The following is a 20,835-nucleotide window of genomic DNA, read 5'->3' as shown; positions in this document are numbered from 1 at the left end:
GTATGCGCCCCCGCCATAATAGACCTTGTTCAGATACAGCTCGAGGATCTGGTCCTTGTCGAACTTGCGCTCCAGCGCGAGCGCGAGGATCCATTCGCGAAACTTGCGCCCGAATTTCTTCTGATTGTTCAGGAAGATGTTGCGCGCCAGCTGCTGCGTGACGGTCGACCCGCCCTGCACCCAGCGGCCGCGTTCGATGCGGATCATCACCGATCGCGCTATGCCGATCGGGTCGACGCCCAGGTGGCTGCGGAACCGCCGGTCCTCGACCGCGATCGTCGCGTCGCGCATCACCGCGGGGATGCGATCATACGGCAGCCATTCACCATAGCTCGGCCCCAGCGACACCAGCACCGATCCGTCGGCGGCATGAACGCGGATCATCTGCCCGTTGGGGGAGGATTTGAGGCTTTCGAAACTGGGCAGCTGCGATCGCGCGATGAACACGGCGGTCGCCAGCGCCCCCAGCCCCAGCACCGCCAGGAACGCGGATATCTTGACCGCCAGCATCAGCCGGCGGCGCCATGCCGGCGGGGCGGCGGTACGGGTTGCGGAGGAACGGGCGCGGGCCATGTCGTCGCCCTTGGCGGATAGAGGCTTAGGCGATGGTTAACAAGATATATGCGGGGCGCCTCGCCCGACGCTATTCGCCGTGCCGCCCGTCGATCCGCGTCAGCGCAGCGATCAGCGGGATTACCCGCCCCGCACGCGCCGTGGGCAACAGCAGCGCCGCGAGCGCGGGGCGCTCGGCGATGCGCCACACCGCCCCTGCCCAGCCGAGCGGCGCGGCGGCGCGGCGTGCGAAGCTCCGCTGCCACCCTTGCGCGCCTGTCGCTCCGTCGCGCAGATACGCGGCGGCCGCCGACGCGCCGCTCGCCACCGCGATCCCGATCCCCTCGCCCGCCAGCGACGGGATCACCGCGGCCTGATCGCCCAGCCGATAGCGGCCTACCGCACCGGCGGTCGCGCGCCAGCCATAGGGGACGTTGGCGATCGCATCGCCTGCGCCCTCGCCCACGAACGCCAGCCGCTCGGCCAGCGCCGGCGCCTCCGCCGCCAGCACGCGCAGCAGCGCCGCCGGGCCGCCCGCCGCATGGAGCCGTGAGCGGCGGATCGCCATGCACACATTGGCGCTGCCGTCCTCCTGCAACGCGATGCCGACATAGCCGCGTGCCACCAGGTGCAGCTCGATCGCCCCCGCCACCATCCGCGTCAGCGCGGGGGCGGGCGGGCAGCGCCAGCGCAGCCCCAGCGTCGGATCGTCCCCGCGCGCCGCCGCCGGGCGCGCTGCGCCGCGCACGTCATGCTTGCCGTTGGCCAGGAACATCGCGCCGCTGTCCAGCGTCGCGCCATCGGCGGTGCGCACGCCTGCCTCGTCGACCGCGCGTACCGTCACCCCGCGTTCGATCCGCGCGCCCGCAGCGGTCGCCACGTCCGCCAGCACGGTGTCGAGGCGGCGACGCGACACCGCCAGCGCGGGCGCGGGCAGCGGCGCCGCTACCATCCGCCGGGCGGCGAACAGCCGCACGGTGCCGATCCGCGCCGGGTTCAGCCGGTCGGCGGCGATGCCCAGCCGCTCCAGCGCCGCCAGCGTCCGCCAGCTCAGAAACCCGCCGCACAGCGCATCGGGAATCTCGCGCTGCCGCTCGATCACCTGCGGCGCGGCGCCCGCGCGCGCCAGCACGATCGCCGCGCTGGCGCCCGCCGGCCCGGCGCCCAGGATCAGCGGCGCTCGACGCACAGCCGGAACGGGAACACGCGGTGGATACGCGCGTCGGTAACGCCCGCCTCCGCCAGGATCGGCGGCCATTCGTCGGGGCGATAGCTGCGCGCGATCGACAGATGCCCGTCATGCCGCACGATCGGGTGCCAGCGGAACAGCGCCGCCAGCAGCGGCCAGCCGCGATAGGCGAAACCGTGGCGGTGCAGGTCGTTGACCAGCCAGCCGACCCGCGCGTGCCGCTGCATGAAGCGCAGGAACGCGACCAGCTGGTCATGGCTCATATGGTGCGCGACCAGGCTGGACAGGATGATGTCCCACGGCTCGCCCGCCAGATCGGCGTAATCGCCGGTGCGCCAGTCGATCGCCATCGCGTCCGGCGTGCGCGCGCGCGCCGCCGCCGCGCTGCGCGGGTTCAGGTCGATGCCGACCAGCTCGAATGCGATCCCGCGCCGCTCGCCCCAGCGTGCGATCCGGCGCAGCATGTCGCCGTCGCCGTAACCGACGTCGAGCACGCGATAGCGCCCGCCCACCCGGCAGGTGCGGCGCAGGAACGCCAGCGTCGGGCGCGCCGCCATCGTCACCACGTTCACCCGCGCCAGGTCGGACACGACATCGGCATAGGTTCCGGCGGACAGGTCGTCCGCGTCCATCAGCTCCTCGGCGATGGCGCGGGTCGCCAGCGTCATGGCGCTGCGTGCCCGAACGCAAATCCCTCGGCGGCCAGTCCCGGCCCGAACGCCAGCGCCACGCCGCGCGTCACGGGCGGCCCGGCCAGCACGCGCGCCAGCACGAACATCAGCGTCGCCGACGACATGTTGCCGTTATCGGCCAGTACCGCGCGCGACGCCGCCAGCGCGTCCTCGTCCAGCGCCAGCGCCTGCTGCACCGCGTCCAGGATCGACCGGCCCCCGGCATGGACCGCCCAGCCGTCGACCGCCGCCCCGCCGGTGATCACGGCGACCAGCGCCGGGTCGCGCAGCGCGGCGGCGATCCGCCCCGGCACTTCGCCCGATAAATGCATCGCAAAGCCACGGTCGGTGATGTCCCAGCGGATCAGCGCCGCCGAATCCGGCAGCGTCGCGACGAACGGCGCGCCGATCGTGATGCCATGCGCCTCGGCGCTGACCAGCGCCGCCGCCGCGCCGTCGCCGAACTGGAGCATCGCCAGCAACGGCTCCAGCGTGCCGACCGCCTGCAGGTGCAGCGTCGACAGCTCCACCGTCACCACCAGCACCCGCGCCGCCGGTTCGGACCGCACGATATGCCGCGCGGTGCGCAGCGCCGCGACCGCGGCATAGCATCCCATGAACCCCACCAATGTGCGCTCGACCGCTGGGGACAGGCTAAGGCGCGCGGCGATGATCTGGTCGATGCCCGGCGCGACGAAGCCGGTGCAACTGGCCACCACCAGATGCGTGATGCCGTCGACCGGCACGCGCGTCGCCAGATCGGCGATCGCCGCCAGCGCCAATTTGGGCGCGGCCTCGGCATAGATCGCCATCCGCGCCGCCGTGCCGGGCAACGGATCGACCGCGTAGAAGCCGCCGTCGTCGATCGGTGATCCAGGCGTCTGCGGCAGCACGGACCAGCGGTAGCGGATGCCCGATCGCGCCGCCATCCGCTCGAACAGCTGCGCCTCGCGCGCCGGCAGCCGCGCGCCCGCCCAGCGGCGGAACGCGTCATGGATATCCTGTGCGGGAACGGCGGTGCCGATCGCGTGGATATGCGGGGTGATGCCGTCGGCGTCGGGGCTCATCGCGGCATATAACGCGCGACGGGCGTGTCAGGGGGCAGGTGCCCCGTGGCATCGCCACCGGTCACATGCCGGCAATCTGGTGCCCCACAGGGCATAAAATCGGGCACTCGGATCGTTCGGGAATTTCGGTCGGTCGCACGTCACATGATGCAAGTGTCGACGCCGACATCAGGCGGCCTTGAGATTTTCCACGGGTCCACATCATGTCGTTCAATCCCTCGCGTCGCGCAACGCTTCCAACTCCGCCAGCTTGACGGGGCCGTCGGCCGCCAACGCCTCTTCGAGATAATAGCCATCAGCTATGCTGCGCACTACCTTTTGCTCCTCGCCGCTGTAGTTCTCGGCTATGATCTGAAATGCGACCACCAGTTCACGAAGAAATCCCTTGTCCATTTCTTGAAGATGACCAGCCAAGGCCTCCATCATCTTCACGGCGGTGTCGGGGTTCAGTTCCTCCGTGAAGCACGCGCGGCGCCGGAGCGGGCGGACGTGCGACGGCTCGCCCCGCCGGTCGCATCGGCACCATAGTGGCGTCCCGCGCCGGCAAAGGTGAACCGACCGTCCGCCGGATCGTGCCATGGGTTGAATTTGAGTTCGAGGCCGTCAGGACTGACCGCTAGAGGCAGCCCGCCTGTTCGCAGCCACCATGAAAAAGCGCTCGACGTCCTACCGCGTGGTGTCTGATTCATGTCGCCCCGCCTGTCATTGCGGCAAGAACATCTGAGCAACATTGACCAATAAGTTAAGCGTCGAACGCGATCACCCCCACGAACGGGCGCCCGGCCCTGTCCTCATATGGGGTCCACTTTCATTAGTGTGGTGCCCCATACACCACCCGGATGGGCACCGTTATAATTGGAAAATTGCCGTCAAGCGTCCAGAATCAGCGAGCGTGGTGCGTTTACACGCTGTCTAGGAGCGGGATTTTTTCACCTTCCGACCGACAAGATCGGCTAGCGTCCGCGGTCGTGGTGTAATTTCCTGGTGTAGATGACGGTGTTGCCGGGGGTGGGGCTAGCCCCACCCCCGGCGGCGGCGTCTCGGTGGCCACCGGGTTCATCGGTTATGGTGGAAGTGTCGAAGCCCCACCCACCCGAGGAGTTGTTCCCGATGACCGACGACAGACTACCGCTTGCCGAGCTGATGGCGAAGACCGGAGACGGCGATTTCCTGCGCAGCGTTGCCGAGAGCGTGCTGCAGATCATCATAGAGGCCGATGTCGACGGCCTCATCGGCGCCGGTCGTCACGAGCGGTCCGGCGAGCGCAGCACCTGGCGCAACGGCTATCGCGACCGCAGCCTGGATACGCGGTTGGGCACGCTCAACCTGAAGATCCCCAAGCTGCGGACCGGCGCCTACTTCCCGGGCTTCCTGGAGCCCAGGAAGACGGTCGAGAAGGCGCTGGTCAGCGTCATCCAGGAGGCGTGGGTCGCCGGCGTCAGCACGCGCCGCGTCGACGAGTTGGTCCAGGCGATGGGGATGACGGGCATCTCCAAGTCGAGCGTCTCGAAGCTGTGCAAGGACATCGACGAGCGGGTGAACGCGTTCCTGAAGCGCCCGCTCGCCGGCGAGTGGCCGTATCTCTGGCTCGACGCCACCTACCTCAAGGTCCGGGAAGGCGGCCGCATCGTCAGCGTCGCCGCCATAATCGCCGTCGCCGTCACCACCGAGGGCAAGCGCGAGATCGTCGGGCTGCACATCGGTCCCAGCGAGGCCGAGCCCTTCTGGTCCACCTTCCTGCGCGACCTGGTGAAGCGCGGGCTGAAGGGCGTGAAGCTGGTCATCAGCGACGCCCACGAAGGGCTCAAAGCCGCCATCACCCGCGTCGTCGGCGCCACCTGGCAGCGCTGCCGCGTCCACTTCATGCGCAATGCGCTGGCGCACGTGCCCAAGGGCCAGAACACCATGGTCGCCGCCGCGATCCGCCAGGTCTTCCTCCAGCCCGACCATGCCGCCGCCACCCAGACCTGGCGTCACGTCGCCGACCAGCTGCGCGCTCGCTGGCCCAAGCTCGGCGCCTGCATGGACGCCGCCGAGCACGACGTGGTCGCCTACATGACCTTCCCCGAGCAGCATCGCGCCAAGCTGCACAGCACCAACCCGCTCGAACGCCTCAACAAGGAGGTGAAGCGACGCGCCGACGTGGTGGGCATCTTCCCCAACGAGGACAGCATCACCCGCCTCATCGGCGCCGTGCTCCTCGAGCAGAACGACGAATACCAGCTCCAAAACCGCTACATGCAGATCGAGGGCATGGCCGCCCTCGCCACACCACAGATCGAGGAGGTCGCCCAGCTACAGATTACACCCAAGGCCGCCTAACCGATGCGGCCCGGTGCCACACCCGTAATTACACCACGTTGACGGACATGACCTCCCGGGTGCGCCGGCGGTGGTTCGTGTCAGCATCGGCCACAATGCGGCGATGTGTTGCGCCAGCGGCTGGGCGTCCGGCTGCGCGTCTTCATTGTAAACCGGGATATCGAAGTGCGTCGCGACGAAGTCCCGCAGTTCCGCGTCGTCCGCCGGATTTGCAGCTCGCCATGCCTAGACGATCGCATGTGGCGGAATGCGCGGCACGGCATCGGCGAAGATCTTGGAATCGGCGAACAGCCCGCGTTCCTGGACTGCAGCGAACAACGCCCCGAACAGCTGCGCCGGTGTCGATGGCCGGCTCATGCTCTCCGCACCTGACGCTTGCGGATCGACGGCAGGAGAAGTGCGATCAGCGCCATCGGCACCAGCACGAAGTAGAATGCCTGCGCTCCCGGCAGATGCTCGAACAGCATCGCGGTCGCGAAGGACCCGATCGTCCCACCCAACGCAGAGAAGATCACGATCAGCCCGACCATCGGCGGATGGCGATGCCGCGGCAGCGCGCTGAGGGCGATCGAGCAGATCGTGGGATAGATCGGCGCCAGGAAGAAGCCCAACAGCGGAAACAGATAGGCCGCGAGGGGCATATTCGCCCAGCCCGGATCTTGGCGAAAGCGCCCGCGTCCGATGGCCCGAGTTTCTGTCTGTATGGTCTAAACCGCGTCATATCGCCAAGCCGATCCACAAAAGGAACCACCCGGTTTCCTTTTCGTTTGCGGCCTTGAATTCAAATTCTCAAAATAAGTCAACAGAAAGGAAAATGATGAAGATCGTGATCTCCGCCACGCTGCTTTCTTTGGTGTCGGTTCCGGCTTTCGCCCAAGCAGTTGCCCCATCCACGTCAGGAACGATGACCAGCGCGGATGTCGGGGTAGAGCCGATTGCCAGCCAAAGCGGCCCAAACTACGTTCTCGCCGCGTCGGACGCGAACGTCTATCAGATAAAGGCTGCCCAGCTTGCCGCAACGCGCGCGCACCGGGACGATGTCAAATCCTACGCCAAGCGCGTCCTCGCCGAGGCACAAAGCAGCCAGAAGGCACTGATGGCAGCGCTCAAAAACGATCAGCGCACGATCAGGGCACCTTCGTCAGCGTTGTCGGCCGACCGCGCTGCTCTTCTCAAGTTGCTGCAAAAGGCACCCAAGAGCGCTTTCGACAACCTCTATCTCACCCAGTCGGCGCAGGTGCAACAAGCGGCGTGGGCAATCCACAAAGGATACGCCCAAGACGGCACCGATCCAGCGCTGCAACAGATCGCCGGCACGGCTGTTCCCGTGCTGGAAAACGAACTCACCACCGGCAAGTCACTCACGCCCTCCGGGCTTGCGGGAAGGTGAACCAAGCTGGGCCGGGCCGAATAGCTCCCGGCGGCCTGGCCCAGCGTTTTAAACTTTTTTATCATGGCATAAGTTGATGAGGATACAACCAGACTATCAAGTAGCGGATATAACCGAGGCGTAAAATCTATCGATTTCTAGTAAGCGCAAATATGACCACAGCAATTCCCCAAAAAGCTAGCGATACGTATATTTGTTGACTAAAGAGAACCGCTCCCCCTACGATCAGACTGGCAGCGAGTACATCTCTTTGGGGCGACGGCCCCTCCTTGTTCGGTGATGGTGATGACACATGAACCGGGATTGTACCTGACTTTGCTACTTTCTCCACCAGTCCAATTAAGTCGGGAGAGGCTGCGGCCAAGCGGCCGATTCCTGCGGCCAGGCGGCGCCCACCTTTTCTCAGTTCGGCAGGACTAATTCGCTCGCGCGCAAGCTCGCGGGCGATCGGCATCGCCCTAGCCGCGATATCGAACTCTGGGTCGAGAGTCCGTACCAATCCCTCGGCGGTCAGTAATGTGCGCAGGAGCAAGGCAAGGTCGGGCGGCAATGCCAGACGGTATTGGCGCAGTAACGTGAACACGCGCGAGAATATCTCGGACAGATCAACCTGTTTCAGGACAGCGCCACGAAACTGACCGATCAGAGACTCAAGATCCCGTTGCAACCCATCCACCTCAACGGTCCGGTCGCCTGACCAGTTTATCAGCACATCCGCGACCGCGCGCGGATTTTCTCCCGCGATGGCTAGGACCAGGGTGACCAGCTCCGAGCGACGGTTTGGAGTCAGCGTTCCGGTGGCGCCGAAGTCGATGAAGGCGATCTTTCGGCTTGGAAGAACGAATACGTTCCCGGGATGAGGATCTGCGTGAAATCGGCCGTGAAAGATGATCATGCGCAATATGGCGTCCGCGTAGGTGCCTGCAATTGCGGCCGCGTCTGTTACCTCGTTTACTGCAATAAGGACGCCGCGCACCGAGACTCCTTCAAGCCGCTCCTGGACGTTGACGCGGCGGCCGACATAGTCCCAAAAGAACTTCGGTGTCCTCACGCCTAGCGTGTCAAGAAATGACCCAATCCCCTCACATGCTGCCGCTTCGGCGCTCAGATCCATTTCTTGAGACAGGCTCTCGGCGAAGAAGCGCAGCAGTTCGTCAATTTTAAGCCGCCGCAGTTCCGGCACGCGCCGTTCGGCCAGACGCGCGAGTCGTCGTAGCAATCTCAGGTCAGCGTCGACGCGGGTCGCTATTCCCGGGCGGCGCACCTTGACGATAACTTCGGTTCCATCGGGAAGGGCTGCACCGTGCACCTGGGCAATCGACGCCGCGGCAATTGGTATCCGATCGAAGCGTGCGAAGACATCAGCAATGGGCGCACCGAGAGATGAGACGAGTTCGGGTTCGATCTCGTGGAATGATACCGAGGGAACTTGATCCTGTAATGTCGATAGCGCACTCACCCAGTCCGGTCCCAGAAGATCGCCACGTGTGGCGAGAAGCTGGCCCAACTTTATTGCGACAGGGCCTAGATCGCGAAGAAGCGCGACTACCCGAGTTGGTGTGTCCGGCTCGACGGACCATGTCAGCGGACCGCTCGCCAACCCGACGCGTGAGGCGAGGCCACCGAGTCCGTGACGTGCGAAGATTCGTGCAAGCTCTCCAAATCTTTCCCGCTCGCTCAACGGAATATCTTCTGCAACCTTGGTCATTGCACATTCTCGGTACTGAGCTTGGGAGGTAGACAGCCAGTAATAAAAAGCTCGATGCCCCGTCTCACTCGGGCGCGGGCGTTTTCATCATAGGCCGGGGGGGCGAGGCCGAGTGCCGCGCGGCGCATAGGTGCGACGATCACGAGGGTCACGAACTGTTCAGCGGCGAAAACGGGGTCCGGTAGATCGAGTTCACCCTTGGCGGCAGCAGCCCCGAGAATGCTCGCCACCCACTGAGCGGCGCGCTGGAAGCCGAACTCGTGAATATTCGCGGCAAGTGCAGGAAAGCGCACGGCCTGCGCGATTACGACACGTTCCATTGAAGCGATGCGCGGCGTAAGCAGCCACTCGAGAAGCACGTCGGCTATCGACTGCAGCCTGTCCACGACAGCAAGATCCGCATCGACGGCCGGCTCCAGCGCCCGAAGTTGCGTGTCAATCTCGTCGAGGATCACAGCTTCGAACACACGCGCTTTGCTGCCGAACCTGGCGTAAAGAGTCCGCTTCGAGATCTTTGCACGCTCGGCGATCATATCAGCGCTCGCGCCGTCAAAGCCATGTTCGAAGAACATTTCACGAGCGCTTTGCAGAATATGGGAGGTGAGGCGGATCGCTGCCTCTGCCGTTGGCCTGCCAGTCCGACCGCCCCGCTTGCCGCTCCCCGATCGCCCCTTCATTTCAATCTCGCCTCCGCCATGCCTGATAGTCGCTGAAATCGGCGACCGGTTGCCAAGATGCGCCACCATGTCCTGCTCACGCGCTCACGGCCACCGCCTTGTTCAATATGGGGAGATCCCTGAATACAATCGGGGGCGGTCCCGAGGATGAACGTCCCTCGTACCACGAAGCGCTGGCGCTAGCGCGATGGTGGTGGCGGCTGTTTTGCTGAATTGTAATCGGGCAACTTTGGCGCCCCGAACAGCTGGAGTCCTTCGCGATCAACGCGCTCGACCTGGTCGCCGAGGCGCTGTGTCGTGGATCGCGCCGAGCGAACGGACTCTGTGACCTCACGGCTTCGGCCTTCGAGGGCGCGAACGGCCGGGCGCAGCGCCTCCACATCGCCACGAAACTCTTCCGCCGCGCGCTGAGCGCTGCGCAGCTTGTCATCGATTCCAAGGCCGGCATCGCGATGCGCTTCCAGCTTGGCGCGGATGCGGGTGGCGCGCTCGCCGACACCCGCGATCGAGTTGCCTACCCCGAGCATTCCGTCTCCCGCCCCGGCTATCCCGTCAGCCAGTCGAGCCGCCTTGGTAGGCCAAACCGCCGTCTTAGCGCTCAGTTCGGCCAGTCGCTCGCGGGTCCGCTGCTGCCCCTTCTCATCAAGATCGGTCGAAATGTTATCGACCGAGCGGCTGATCTTTTCGATCAGCGTGACCGGGTCACCGCCTGAACCGAGAAGCCCGCCCTTCTTTTCAGGAATGACCGGAAGGGACTCGCCATTGGTTGCCGCAATCGCCGACGCCCCCTTCTGTCCGCCGTCCAGGATGATGGTTGCGTCCCCGCCAATGAAGGATCTTGAAATCTGCGCCTTGACGCCTTCTACGATCGGTATCTCAGGGTTGAGACGGACGGTAACAAGCACGGTCGAAGGGTCTTGGCCGTCGAATCGTACGGCTGTTACCAGACCCGCGGAAACGCCAGCATAGGTGACGGGCGACCCGTTTTTGACGCCTGTCACGCTGTTCTTGAAGCGGATCAGATACTCTCGACCATCAGGATTCCTGGCCGCGAGAAGCCAGAACGCAAACGCGAACAGAGCGACGGCAATGGCACCGATCACCGAGAACACCAGCAGGCGGTTCGAGCGAGTCTCCATAGCCTTGACCAACCACTAAGTGCGGCACATGGATATGTAAACCTAACGGTTCCGTTTTCTTTTTTACGCTCTTGACTGGACGGGGACTGGTTGGAACGCTCATTTGTGAATGCTGGAGGTGAGATCACCGTGCCGGAGGACGCCAATGCCACGGGCATCATCATTCCGTGGAGCGCAGAGCTGGGTTTCCGTCTCCTTTCGGTGGGCGATGGCCTGTGTTCTCTGCGACTGCCTTGGCGTCCCGATCTGAGCGGGTCCAACGGCGGGATTGCGAGCGGAGCGATCGCCAGCCTCATAGATCACGCATGCGGCGCCGCCGTGATGTCCCGGCTGGAGCGGGTGTCGATATCCACTCTCAACCTCAAGATCGATCATATTCGTCTACCAACGGCCCGCTCGCCAGTGACGGCGTGGGCACACTGTTATCGAGTGTCCGAGATCATGACATTCGTGCGTGCGGAGGTTTGGGACACCGATCCGGCCGAGGTGTTCGCCGCGGCTCAGGGCGTTTTCTCGATCAATCGAGGGGTTGCGGCGTGAGCGCCGATATGCGGACAGCCGTGATTGTGGCCACGTCGGGCTTCAGCTCGAAACTCGGCAAAATGATCGACGTAACCGAAGAGGGCACGCTCTGGACGCTGTCGCCTACGTCCGACCTCATCGGCAACCCGGTGGTGCGGGCACTTCACGGCGGCGCAGTCACAGCGTTTCTTGAGCTCGCCTGCGGCGTCGTTCTGGCGCGCCAGTTGGACCATGACAGTATTCCGCGCCTCATCAGCATGAATGTGCAGTTCCTGGCGTCGATGCGGCTGGCACCGGTGATCGCGCGTCCACAGGTGCGGCGGATCGGCAGGCGCGTGGCGGTGGCGCAGATCGAGGCATGGCAGGATAGCCCTGACACGGTCGTATGTGCGGCACAGTGCGAGTTTCTCTGTGAATTCGCCTGAAGCGGGCTCGTCTCGATGCCCGCGTGTACGGTCTAGAAGGTGTACGTCAGCCCGGCTGCGGCCGAGAACTGATCGGCGTCGCCGACGACCATGACGATCGGGCTGCGCTTATACCTACCGAGCATCCGGCCGTAGAGTATGCCGGCTCCTATGCCGAGCCCACGACGGAGATCCCCGCTCAGGCTCTGAACCGCGAACGCCGTCAGATTGTAGCGCTTCCAGCCTGAGTCGTTGATCGAATACGCCCGCAGCCCGCTCGCGAGCGCGCCCGCGGGCGTCACGCCGAAATAGGTGCGCCCATAGCCTTTTCCGACATAGTCAGCCGACGCTCCGATCGAGACGAGCGTTCGGGGCGAGAGCGGCGTCGTATAGTTGACCTGGGGGGTGATGACGTAGCTGTCGTGGACGTCGGAGACGTCGTGAACGTAAGCGACCCGCACCGTCAGCGTATCGTAATCGCTCGTACCGACTCCGGTACGGCTCACACCGATGTAGCCACCGGCTTCCCATGCAGTGTCGATCTTCCCGAGCGCACGGCCTGCAGGTTATCGACTTTGTTGGTGCGGTCGAGCCGCGCCGCGCCGATCAGACCGAGCTCGAAATTCGTCCGCGGTCCATCCCCGCTAGGCACGAGGTTGACGTAGAGCTGGGTCCCGCGTGTGAATACGTCGTGCCCGGCGATCTTGCCGACGATCACGGCTCCGGGAGTTACGCTGTTCTGGTCGGAACCCTCGTAGTCCGGCAAGGTTGCGGCACCGACACCGATCGTGATGCGGGAGCGATCGTCTTCGACACGCTCGTCGGCCTGTGCATGGGCATTCGATGCCGAGAGAGCGCACCCGCCTAGCGCGGCCAGGCCGATCAGCCGAATTACCGTGCCTTTTTCGCCAACCACTCGCCTACTTTCCAAACCAAGTTCGTGGCTGGAAATCAGCCCGACTACATCCTATGATACGGAACGGTTTACATATCGCAAGGGCGAAGAGTGGCAGATCGCAGGGATTTGGAAGCAGACGCACGTGGGCATGACGATAAAGAAGCCGGGCGCGGCGATCGGCCAAAGAGCGATGACGGAGATCGGGCGAGCAAACCCGGTCTTCTCAAGCGATATCCGGTCGTCCGTTACGTCCTGATCGTAGCGCTCGTGGCCGGCATTGTCGCAGGCGCCGCTTGGTACCTGAATTACCGTGAGCGCGGTCAATATCGCCAATCGACGAACAATGCGTATGTGCGCGCCGACTTCGTGACGGTTTCTCCCAAACTGGGCGGGTATGTCGAGCGGGTTCTCGTGCGTGACAACCAGCCCGTGAAACGCGGGCAGCTTCTGGCCGTGCTGGATCCGCGGGACTATCGCGCAGGCGTTGCACAGGCGCAGGCGCAGGTCGCTTCGGCCGTCGCCGGCATTCGGACGGCACGCAGCACGCTCGACGAGCAGCGCGCGGCCATCGCGCAGTCGGCGGCGCAAGTTTCCGCCGCCGAAGTCGCCGCCGAGGCCGCAGCCGCGGAGGTCCGGCGCTACGAGCCGCTCGCTCGGTCCGGGGCGGAATCGCGCGAGCGGCTGGCGGCCCTGGTGCTCGAGCGCGATCGCGCGGTCGCGAACCTGCGCGCCCAACGGGCCACCTATCTGGCGGCAAGGCGCGGGCTGGACACGCAGAATGCCCGCATCGGTCAGGCTCTGGCTCAACGGGAAACCGCGCAAGCGCAACTCGACCGCGCTTCAACCGACCTTGGCGCTGTCGAGCTTCGCAGCAGCATTGACGGCGTGGTTGCCGACAAGGCGGTGCGGGTGGGTCAGTTTGTCCAGCCCGCGACCCGGCTCATGTCGATTGTGCCGGCGGACCAGCTCTATATCGAGGCGAACTTCAAGGAGACCCAGGTCGCCCTCATGCGCGTCGGCCAGCCGGCGACCATCAAGGTCGATGCGCTGGACGGAGCCGAGCTGCGCGGCCGGATCGAGAGCTTCGCGCCCGGCACCGGCGCGCAATTCTCGGTGCTGCCTCCCGAGAACGCGACCGGCAACTTCACGAAAATCGTCCAGCGTGTGCCGGTGAGAATCAGCATCGAGGCAGGACCCGAGGCGCGCAAGGTGCTGCGGCCTGGTCTCTCGGTAGAGGTCACGATCGACACCATCGGTGCGAAGGGCAGCCGCAAGCGGATTGAGGAGGAGAGCGAGCGGCTGCGGCGCGGGGAGGCGCAGGCCCAGCGGTGATGACCCGTCAACGCGCGAGCGCACGGGACTGGCTTGCGGTCGCCGCGGGCACGATCGGGTCCTTCATGGCGCTGCTCGACATCTCGATCGTCAACGCGGCGCTCCCGACGATCCAGGGTGAGATCGGCGCCAGCGGGACGGAGGGGACCTGGGTGGCGACGTCATACCTGGTCGCCGAGATCGTCATGATTCCGCTCAGCCCCTTTCTGGTGCGCCTGTTGGGGCTCCGAAATTTCCTGCTCGCCGCCGCCGTTTCGTTCACCGGCTTCTCGGTGATCTGCGGCCTCTCGACGACGCTGCCCATGATGATCGCCGGTCGCGTCGGTCAGGGATTCACCGGCGGCGCGCTCATTCCGACCGCCATGACGATCATCGCCACGCGGCTGCCGCCCTCACAACAGCCGATCGGGACCGCGGCCTTCGGCGGGACGGCCATTCTTGGACCCGTGCTGGGCCCGATCATCGGCGGCTGGCTGACCGACAACTACAGCTGGCACTATGCGTTCTTCCTGAACGTTCCCGTGTGCGCTGGCCTGGCGGTTCTACTGCTCGTCGGCCTCGACCACGAGCGGCTGCGTCTCAATCAACTGCGGAACGCCGATTGGCTGGGCATAGCTGGGCTGGCGATCGGGCTCGGCTCGCTCACCGTCATGCTGGAGGAGGGGCAGCGGGAGATGTGGTTTGAATCGGCGATGATTATCAAGCTCGCCCTCGCCACGGTCTTTGGGTTCACACTCATCGCCATCGGCCAGGTGAGGTCGCCGCAGCCGGTCCTGAAACTGTCATTGATCTTCAGCCGCACCTTCGGCAGCGTGTTCGTGCTGAGCCTCGTGATCGGCGTCGTTCTATACGGGGTGACCTTCCTGATTCCTCAGTTTCTGGCGGTAATGGCCGGCTACAGCGCGCTGCAGTCGGGGCAGGTCGTGTTCGTGTCCGGTGTCCCGGCGCTGCTGATGATGCCGTTTCTCCCGCTCGCCTTCAAATATCTCGATGTCCGCGTGGCCGTCATCATCGGCATGGTGGCCATCGGGGTCAGTTGCGCGATGGATTGGAGCATGACGGCGGACACCGCCGGCGGCGACCTCGTCGGATCGCAACTGGTCAGGGGTTTCGGCCAGATCTTCGCGATGATGTTCCTCAACCAGGCGGCGATCAGCGCCGTCGCGCCCGAGGACGCGGGCGATGCGTCCGCCCTCTTCAATGCGGGCCGCAACCTGGGCGGGTCCATCGGTCTCGCGATGATGGCAACCCTTCAGGATCGTCAAACCTTCCTGCATTTCAATCGGATCGCCGAATCAGCGTCGGCGAACGCGGCGGCGACGCAGGAATGGTTCGGTCGCGCGATGGCGGGGGCGGCCGGCGAGGCCGGGGCGTATCGCCAGCTGGCGGGCCAGATGCTCCAGCAGGCGACCGTGATGGCCTATAACGATCTCTACGTCGTCCTCGCGATTGCGATCGCCGTCACGACCCCGCTGGCGCTGTTCCTTCGCCCCATCCCCTCCGGCACCCAGATGGCCATGCATTGATGATCCGCTTCCTGATCCCCGTACCGCTCCTGCTTGCCGGCTGCACGGTCGGACCCGACTATGCGGGGCCACGCCCCGTCGCGAGTGCCGAAAGAGCGGGTGCGACGTTCCGCCGCGCCGACCCTGCCCAGACGGTTGCTGAGCCCCCGCTGGCGCGGTGGTGGGAGGCGATGGCCGACCCGCGCCTCAACGCGCTCGTCGAGCGCGGGCTCGCCGCCAGTCCCGATGTCGCGATCGCAGAGGCGAGAGTGCGCAAGGCCCGCGCCGCGGCGCGTGAGCAACGGGCCAACAGGTTGCCCTCGGTATCCGCGACCGGGACCGCCATCATTGCGGACCTCCCCGCCGGATCCCTCGCCCTCCCGTCGCAGGGAGAGCAGGACGACCGGATCAAGGCCGAGTTCTATAACGTGGGCCTCGACGCCTCCTGGGAGATCGACCTGTTCGGCGGGCGCCGCCGCGCCGCGGAAGCCGCCTCCGCGCAGGCGGACGCGGCCCGTGCCAACGTGGCGGACGCGCAGGTCCGCCTCTCCGCCGAGATCGCCGATAATTACGTGACGTTGCGGGAACTCCAGCAGCGGCTGGTGCTGGCGCGCCGATCCGCCGCGCTGCTGGCGCAGTCGCTTGCGCTTCTCGAGCAGCGCGAGCGGCGCGGCGCGTCGTCGCGCGACGACGTCCTCCGCCTGCGCACCGAACTCAACCGGACGCAAGGCGGCCTGTTGCCGCTCGAAGGCCAGATCGCGGTGACGCTCGACCAGCTTGCGCTGCTCACGGGCGACGAGCCCGGTGCCCATGATGCCACCCTCTCCTCCTCCGGGGCCATCCCCTCCGTCCCGGCGAGCGTCGCGATCGGCGATCCTGAGGCGATGCTGCGGCGCCGGCCCGACGTCCGGGCCGCCGAACGGCAACTGGCCGCTGCCACCGCGCAGATCGGCGTCGACGTCGCGCGCCAGTTCCCCTCGGTCAGCATCATGGGAATCATCGGCCTTGGCGGCCCGAATATCGGCGACGTCGTGGATACCGACAATGTGTCGAGCTTGTTGTTGCCGCGGATCAACTGGAGCTTTCTCGACTTCGGCCGCAATCGCGCCCGGGTGGAGCAGTCCCGCGCCGGACGGGACGAGGCGGAGGCGCAGTATCGCAAGTCCGTCCTTGCCGCCCTGTCCGATGCCGAGACGAGCCTGTCGCGTTTCGGCAATCTGCGCGCGACCCTCCTGTCGAGCTACCGGAGCGCCGAGGGCGCCCGGCAGTCTTCTCGCTTCGCGGCCCAGCGGTTCGGGAGCGGAGCTGCACCGCTGACATCATCCATAGACGCAGAACGCGCGGCGCTGACGGCGGACATCTCCGCCGTGGAAGCGCAGGGGCAGTTCGTTCGTGCGTTTGTGGGCCTCCATAAGGCGCTCGGGCTCGGCTGGGCAGCCTCGAAATAGGCGGGACCCACAGAGCGGAACCCGCTGTGGGCGACCAGAGCGGCTCGTCCCTATTTCGACGCGGGATGGCTGACCAGCCGTTACAGACTATAGCTACGTGGAAATAGTCCGCTATGTGCCCACCATTTTTCAGTCAGCGCTTTGCGGGCCCGTTCAGTGCGAACCCACGTCTGCCGAAGGCGGCCAAGATCAGCGTGCGCAGGGTCAAACACCCTCATCGCTATCAGCAGATGAACATGCGGTAGAATCTCGGGCGTTTTTTCGTCTCCGGTTCGATGATGGATGGCCCAATCAACCACCATGCCTTGGCTGGAAAGATGGTCTTCGCAGAAGCCTTCTACGAGGTTGCGCCAGCCGTCCGCGCCTTCTTGCAACGGCAGCGAACCCACCGCGTGCGCGCAAACCGGCTCGTCAGGGCGATACATCACGGCGTGCCGGTCTGCCTGTATCCACAGTTTGATCCCCTCGAGTGACGGAATATTGGCGCGCTGCGGCCCGCAACGCCCGACCGCGACGAGGTCGTCTCGGCGCGACCAGTCAGGCGTCGGGCCGTAATCATCGATGCCATGCTGCCGATTGATGTAGAGCCAGCTTGCCTTCGCGGTACGATGCGTTCGAAGCAGCTCGGGCGCATAGCGTCCGCTGAGTTCGCGCACCGGATAGCGGATGTTGAAGGGACGATCGTGGTAGAGCGTCGTCATGAGATTTCCTCTCTCGGTGGTTCGGCCGGCGATGACCGCCGTCGCTGCGGCGGAATGCCGCGAGGTTTGTGATGTGATCGAAGAGCGACCGGGTTAGGTGCTGCAAACCCAGGTTTCGAACGCCTTGAGCGCCGCGGCACCCGCGCCGTTTGATTCGGCCAGCCAAAGCCGCCACGCCGCCATCGCGCGCTGAGCGACGTCGGCGCGCAGCGCATCAACGTCGATGAACGCCCAAGCGCTTTCTATCTCGGCGTACGAAAGTGGCGTGACGTCGATGCCGCGTCCGGCGGCGACCGCCGCGAACGCCGGCGCCGCCGCACCACCGTGCGCGATGGCCAGATCGACACTCGGTGTCGTGACCAATGCGGTCAGGCGATCGAGGAAGCTGCGCGCGACTTCGGGTTCGACGTCGCTGCCCGCTTCGAGCAGCGGCATGACGATCGCGTCGGCCAGTTGCCAGCCGATCACGATGCCCGTGGCGGGCATCGCACGGGCGGCCCAGGTAAGCAGCAGCGCTTCGCCCTCACCGGCGCCGATAGCACGGCGCTGAAGCGAGAACTGCCAGCGATCCTCGGAATCACGCTCGGCGATCAGCATACCGATCGCCACGACGTGGGTCATGGCAGGCGTCCTGCCTTCGGTTGCAGCTGGGGTCTCTACCGTGGTGATGGCCAGCGAGACGAAACGGCAGATGTCATTGGTCATGGTGGTTTTCCTTCAGACGTGCGCCATCGCACCGCCGACAAAGGTCGGAGGCGTGGGGGCGTTGGTTGGGTGGAGAGCCGGTCAGCGACCGGGTTGGTCGGTCAGAAGATCGGTCGATCGCCGGCGAAAGCGCGTTCGTCGGCGGCCTGACGCACGCGCCGATCCGCCTCGGTCAGCGCACGAGTAACGCGGTGGCGTAAAACCCGGGACCGAGCCCAGAGCGCCGGGCGACAGGTCGCGAAGCCGCGCAGATGCGCGAGTTCTGGCGCGGACTCGAACCAAGCGGCAAGGTCGGCGAGCGGCTCGGCGATCCTGCGTTCTTCATTGGCACGGAACGCCGCCCAGTGCAGCCAGACCAGGTAGGTCGCGATGACGTCCTCCTCGACATATCGGGTGATCGCCGCCGTATCGCCGGCGCGCCACAGCTCGCCGACCTCCGATCCGTGGGTGCTGGTCTTCACCGGAATGTCGAGCGCCGCGCAGATCTCGGCCAGGCCGACCCGACGCGTCCCGCCGTAACAGGAAAACTGGTCTGCGAGATCACAGTGATGCGGTCCGTAGCGGTGGGCGTGCGTGTGATGGCTGAGACCGTCCAGCTCGAACTGTCCGGCGGCCATCGCCTGGATCTGCAGGACCGGAAAATCAAATCCTCGGCCGTTAAACGAGACGCTTGTCACGCGCTCGGGCAGCAGTCGATCGACGCTGGCGTAAAACACGGTCTCATCACCTGGATGGCAGATCAGCGTATCGAGCCGAAACTTGTATCGATGATCGGGCTGCCAGTCCGCGCTGAGAAACGACGCCGCGACCGGCTTGTGACGCGGCCACGGCGGGAAGCTCCCGTCGGCCAGCTCCTCGTCAACCACCGTTTCGATATCAAAACAAACCACATGTTCGGTCGCATGATCGTCACTCGGACGCTGGGGATATATCGATCGCATACTGCGGATCCTTGGATGAAGGACATGTGCGCGAGCGTCGCGCCCATGGATCGGAAAGGTTCCAGGGTCAGCGGCGCCGGCAGGCGTCCGCCAATTTTCCCCTTTCCCTTCCCGATCACTTCTTCATTCTGCTGATCTGGCTTCTGCTGCCGGGCGCCGCGCGCCTCGGCACCCGCCCGCACCGCAGTGTGGGTTTTCCCTCGACGGCCATAGACGGGTCGGTTCGCGGGGTGGGTCCCGGCGCTGCGATTCATGCTTTTTCCTCTATCACTGGCTTATCTGCTGGGGCCGCTGCTCCAATCGATCGGTGCGCGACCCGAGTGTTGCGCGCTGCGGGCATTGTAGGCGCGCATCGCCGGCGCGAACTCGGGCGGCCATGCCGGCCTCCCGGCCTCCCGGCTGGCGCGGACGGTGGCGACGACGAGATCGGAAATACGTTGATCATGCCGCCAGCCGTGCAACAGCGACGGCATCAGCATCGGGGCGCCTTGGGCGGCCATAAGCCTCCCGTCCGAGGCGAAGATAACGCGCCGCGGGTGCTTTGCCACTAGGTCGAGCAGCATCAGCAGCTGTTCGGTCGGCTTGCCGGTCGTACGGTCGAAGGCAGAGACACGAACCGCCGGACGCTCTCCGGTGAACGGTGGCAACGGCGTGCTGAGCCAACCGCCGAACGCGTCCGGGATCGCCGTTACGGGTGTGGTCGGCGTAACTCTCCTTGCCACGGTCTCCCTGGCTTTCCGATCGCGCTCGTAATGCGCGGCACGGATGCGCTGCTCGGTCCCGAACATGTCATGCTGGAATCCCTCGTCCGCCGCCCAGCGGTCGAGGCGCTTGAGGTGACTGGGGTCGAGGTCACGCGGCCAGATGCGGATGCCATGTCGGGAAAAGTCGAGCGGCCGACGATCGGCCTCGCCCAGCATTTCCGTCACCACCTTCTGCTGATCGGCACGAATTTCGCCAAGAGCCCGTTGAATTTCGGGACGAGCAAGCCACTCGTCGGATACACCCATCGCGTGTGCCTTGGCTCCATCGATGGTCAGACTGGTCCCGCCGCCATAGTCTGAGACATAGACGTCGCGGTTGCGGATTCCGTCGAGTTGAAGACGGTCGGCGGCATCGAGGAGAGGAGCGCCGTTCGCCTCGAACGGCATGCGGGGATGCGCTTCCAGCCACTCGCGCGTATCCAGCTCCGTGCGCGTCGGTGTGATATTCCGATCGTCTGACGCCCAACGTCGCCTGCAGCGCTGTCCCTGCTGGCTGACGATCGGTACTGTCCTGACCGACGGTGGTGATTGCGACTGCGCCAGCTTTACAGGCTTTGGCTCCGTTGGAGATGTTTGGACATCTTCATCCTGCAGCGCGGTCGGGCGGCTGGCTTCCTTCGCACGATTCCGCGCTGCGGCGCGCTTCTTGTCACGCTCGACGCGCGCGGCGGCGAGCGCGTGGAGCAGTTCGTCGATCTTGGCGGCGGCCTTGAGGTCAGTGTGTGAAGCCCGTGACGAGGGCACAAGCGGCGGTTTGAGCGTCCCTGCGACTTTCGCGCGCACTGAAAGCGTCGGCACTAAGCCGGCATCGGCCCGCGAGGCGATCAGCGGCGGTGCTCGTTCCCCGATCGTCGTCTAATCGCGCTGGTCGCAAGTCAATTCTGAGCTGTCGTTGCCGGA

The 20,835-nt window shown here is 65.3% G+C and carries 23 protein-coding genes; 7 read left to right on the top strand and 16 right to left on the bottom strand.

Annotated elements, in window-relative coordinates:
• The 5 genes from AX685_RS02995 to AX685_RS02975 form a co-directional block, all read right to left on the bottom strand.
• The coding region (locus tag AX685_RS02995) for a biosynthetic peptidoglycan transglycosylase (RefSeq protein ID WP_231738523.1) at nt 1-510 on the bottom strand (510 nt) is incomplete at its 3' end.
• A gap of 133 nt (nt 511-643) precedes the next feature.
• Nucleotides 644-1,741, bottom strand: coding sequence for an NAD(P)/FAD-dependent oxidoreductase (locus AX685_RS02990; RefSeq protein ID WP_066485295.1), 1,098 nt, complete (start codon nt 1,739-1,741; stop codon nt 644-646).
• Nucleotides 1,723-2,409: a methyltransferase domain-containing protein gene (locus AX685_RS02985; RefSeq protein ID WP_066485292.1), complete on the bottom strand. Its 687-nt coding sequence runs from the start codon at nt 2,407-2,409 to the stop codon at nt 1,723-1,725. The genes AX685_RS02990 and AX685_RS02985 overlap by 19 nt, the downstream gene beginning before the upstream one ends.
• Nucleotides 2,406-3,479 carry a type III polyketide synthase gene (locus tag AX685_RS02980; RefSeq protein ID WP_066485284.1) on the bottom strand — a complete coding sequence of 358 codons (1,074 nt, stop codon included), beginning with the start codon at nt 3,477-3,479 and terminating at the stop codon, nt 2,406-2,408. The genes AX685_RS02985 and AX685_RS02980 overlap by 4 nt, the downstream gene beginning before the upstream one ends.
• Nucleotides 3,480-3,689: 210 nt before the next feature.
• Nucleotides 3,690-3,911, bottom strand: a complete 222-nt coding sequence (locus AX685_RS02975) for a hypothetical protein (RefSeq protein WP_231738521.1) — start codon at nt 3,909-3,911, stop codon at nt 3,690-3,692.
• A 678-nt stretch (nt 3,912-4,589) separates the two neighbouring features.
• Here AX685_RS02975 and AX685_RS02970 point away from each other — a divergent pair.
• Nucleotides 4,590-5,801, top strand: coding sequence for an IS256 family transposase (locus AX685_RS02970; RefSeq protein ID WP_066485283.1), 1,212 nt, complete (start codon nt 4,590-4,592; stop codon nt 5,799-5,801).
• A 225-nt stretch (nt 5,802-6,026) separates the two neighbouring features.
• Here the strand turns inward: AX685_RS02970 and AX685_RS23320 are convergent, their stop codons facing one another.
• Nucleotides 6,027-6,158, bottom strand: a complete 132-nt coding sequence (locus AX685_RS23320) for a hypothetical protein (RefSeq protein WP_269450451.1) — start codon at nt 6,156-6,158, stop codon at nt 6,027-6,029.
• Nucleotides 6,155-6,442 (bottom strand): hypothetical protein, encoded by a 288-nt coding sequence (locus AX685_RS02965; protein ID WP_066485281.1) that lies wholly within the window; start codon nt 6,440-6,442, stop codon nt 6,155-6,157. The genes AX685_RS23320 and AX685_RS02965 overlap by 4 nt, the downstream gene beginning before the upstream one ends.
• A 176-nt stretch (nt 6,443-6,618) precedes the next feature.
• On the opposite strand from AX685_RS02965, the gene AX685_RS02960 reads away from it, so the two are divergent.
• Nucleotides 6,619-7,191, top strand: a complete 573-nt coding sequence (locus AX685_RS02960) for a DUF4142 domain-containing protein (protein WP_066485298.1) — start codon at nt 6,619-6,621, stop codon at nt 7,189-7,191.
• Nucleotides 7,192-7,318: 127 nt separating this feature from the next.
• Here AX685_RS02960 and AX685_RS20835 read toward each other — a convergent pair whose 3' ends face one another.
• The 3 genes from AX685_RS20835 to AX685_RS02950 all read right to left on the bottom strand — a co-directional run bounded on the left by AX685_RS20835 (nt 7,319) and on the right by AX685_RS02950 (nt 10,715).
• Nucleotides 7,319-8,899 (bottom strand): ABC1 kinase family protein, encoded by a 1,581-nt coding sequence (locus AX685_RS20835; protein ID WP_082740479.1) that lies wholly within the window; start codon nt 8,897-8,899, stop codon nt 7,319-7,321.
• On the bottom strand, nt 8,896-9,645 hold the full coding sequence (locus AX685_RS02955; RefSeq protein WP_231738520.1) for a TetR/AcrR family transcriptional regulator: 750 nt from the start codon (nt 9,643-9,645) through the stop codon (nt 8,896-8,898). The genes AX685_RS20835 and AX685_RS02955 overlap by 4 nt, the downstream gene beginning before the upstream one ends.
• A gap of 110 nt (nt 9,646-9,755) precedes the next feature.
• Nucleotides 9,756-10,715 (bottom strand): MlaD family protein, encoded by a 960-nt coding sequence (locus AX685_RS02950; protein WP_066485278.1) that lies wholly within the window; start codon nt 10,713-10,715, stop codon nt 9,756-9,758.
• Between the two features lie 90 nt (nt 10,716-10,805).
• Between AX685_RS02950 and AX685_RS02945 the strand changes: the two genes are divergently transcribed.
• Together AX685_RS02945 and AX685_RS02940 are read left to right on the top strand one after the other, a co-directional pair.
• Nucleotides 10,806-11,255: a PaaI family thioesterase gene (locus tag AX685_RS02945; RefSeq protein ID WP_133496535.1), complete on the top strand. Its 450-nt coding sequence runs from the start codon at nt 10,806-10,808 to the stop codon at nt 11,253-11,255.
• Entirely contained in the window at nt 11,252-11,662 is a 411-nt protein-coding gene (locus tag AX685_RS02940) for a PaaI family thioesterase (RefSeq protein ID WP_052076595.1), read from the top strand. The genes AX685_RS02945 and AX685_RS02940 overlap by 4 nt, the downstream gene beginning before the upstream one ends.
• 32 nt (nt 11,663-11,694) lie before the next feature.
• Here the strand turns inward: AX685_RS02940 and AX685_RS02935 are convergent, their stop codons facing one another.
• Both AX685_RS02935 and AX685_RS02930 read right to left on the bottom strand, forming a co-directional pair.
• The gene (locus tag AX685_RS02935) at nt 11,695-12,147 is read right to left on the bottom strand and encodes a MipA/OmpV family protein (RefSeq protein WP_066485276.1); all 453 of its coding nucleotides are present in this window, start codon (nt 12,145-12,147) and stop codon (nt 11,695-11,697) included.
• Nucleotides 12,144-12,557, bottom strand: coding sequence for a hypothetical protein (locus AX685_RS02930; protein WP_066485275.1), 414 nt, complete (start codon nt 12,555-12,557; stop codon nt 12,144-12,146). Before AX685_RS02930 ends, AX685_RS02935 begins: the two co-directional genes overlap by 4 nt.
• A gap of 90 nt (nt 12,558-12,647) precedes the next feature.
• Between AX685_RS02930 and AX685_RS02925 the strand changes: the two genes are divergently transcribed.
• From AX685_RS02925 to AX685_RS02915, 3 genes are read left to right on the top strand one after another with little or no spacing between them, the layout of a single operon-like run.
• Entirely contained in the window at nt 12,648-13,871 is a 1,224-nt protein-coding gene (locus AX685_RS02925; RefSeq protein ID WP_156445636.1) for an HlyD family secretion protein, read from the top strand.
• The gene (locus tag AX685_RS02920) at nt 13,871-15,397 is read left to right on the top strand and encodes an MDR family MFS transporter (RefSeq protein ID WP_066485263.1); all 1,527 of its coding nucleotides are present in this window, start codon (nt 13,871-13,873) and stop codon (nt 15,395-15,397) included. The genes AX685_RS02925 and AX685_RS02920 overlap by 1 nt, the downstream gene beginning before the upstream one ends.
• Nucleotides 15,397-16,824, top strand: a complete 1,428-nt coding sequence (locus AX685_RS02915) for an efflux transporter outer membrane subunit (protein WP_066485261.1) — start codon at nt 15,397-15,399, stop codon at nt 16,822-16,824. Before AX685_RS02920 ends, AX685_RS02915 begins: the two co-directional genes overlap by 1 nt.
• Before the next feature lie 80 nt (nt 16,825-16,904).
• On the opposite strand, the gene AX685_RS20830 is transcribed toward AX685_RS02915, so the two are convergent.
• The 4 genes from AX685_RS20830 to AX685_RS02895 all read right to left on the bottom strand — a co-directional run bounded on the left by AX685_RS20830 (nt 16,905) and on the right by AX685_RS02895 (nt 20,733).
• Nucleotides 16,905-17,525 carry a MobA/MobL family protein gene (locus tag AX685_RS20830; RefSeq protein WP_082740476.1) on the bottom strand — a complete coding sequence of 207 codons (621 nt, stop codon included), beginning with the start codon at nt 17,523-17,525 and terminating at the stop codon, nt 16,905-16,907.
• Nucleotides 17,526-17,618: 93 nt separating this feature from the next.
• Nucleotides 17,619-18,230 (bottom strand): hypothetical protein, encoded by a 612-nt coding sequence (locus AX685_RS02905; protein WP_156445635.1) that lies wholly within the window; start codon nt 18,228-18,230, stop codon nt 17,619-17,621.
• A 101-nt stretch (nt 18,231-18,331) separates the two neighbouring features.
• A complete protein-coding gene (locus AX685_RS02900; protein ID WP_066485254.1) occupies nt 18,332-19,171 on the bottom strand; it encodes a ribonuclease H-like domain-containing protein in 840 nt (279 codons plus the stop codon).
• 275 nt (nt 19,172-19,446) lie between these two features.
• Entirely contained in the window at nt 19,447-20,733 is a 1,287-nt protein-coding gene (locus AX685_RS02895; protein WP_197418465.1) for a hypothetical protein, read from the bottom strand.
• Nucleotides 20,734-20,835: the final 102 nt, after the last annotated feature.

Origin of the sequence: Sphingomonas sp. CCH9-F2, from assembly GCF_001556735.1 — a bacterium.
Taxonomy (GTDB): domain Bacteria; phylum Pseudomonadota; class Alphaproteobacteria; order Sphingomonadales; family Sphingomonadaceae; genus Sphingomonas; species Sphingomonas ginsenosidimutans.
The sequence above is the reverse complement of the archived record's forward strand: the minus strand, read 5'-3'. Positions and strand labels throughout refer to the sequence as shown.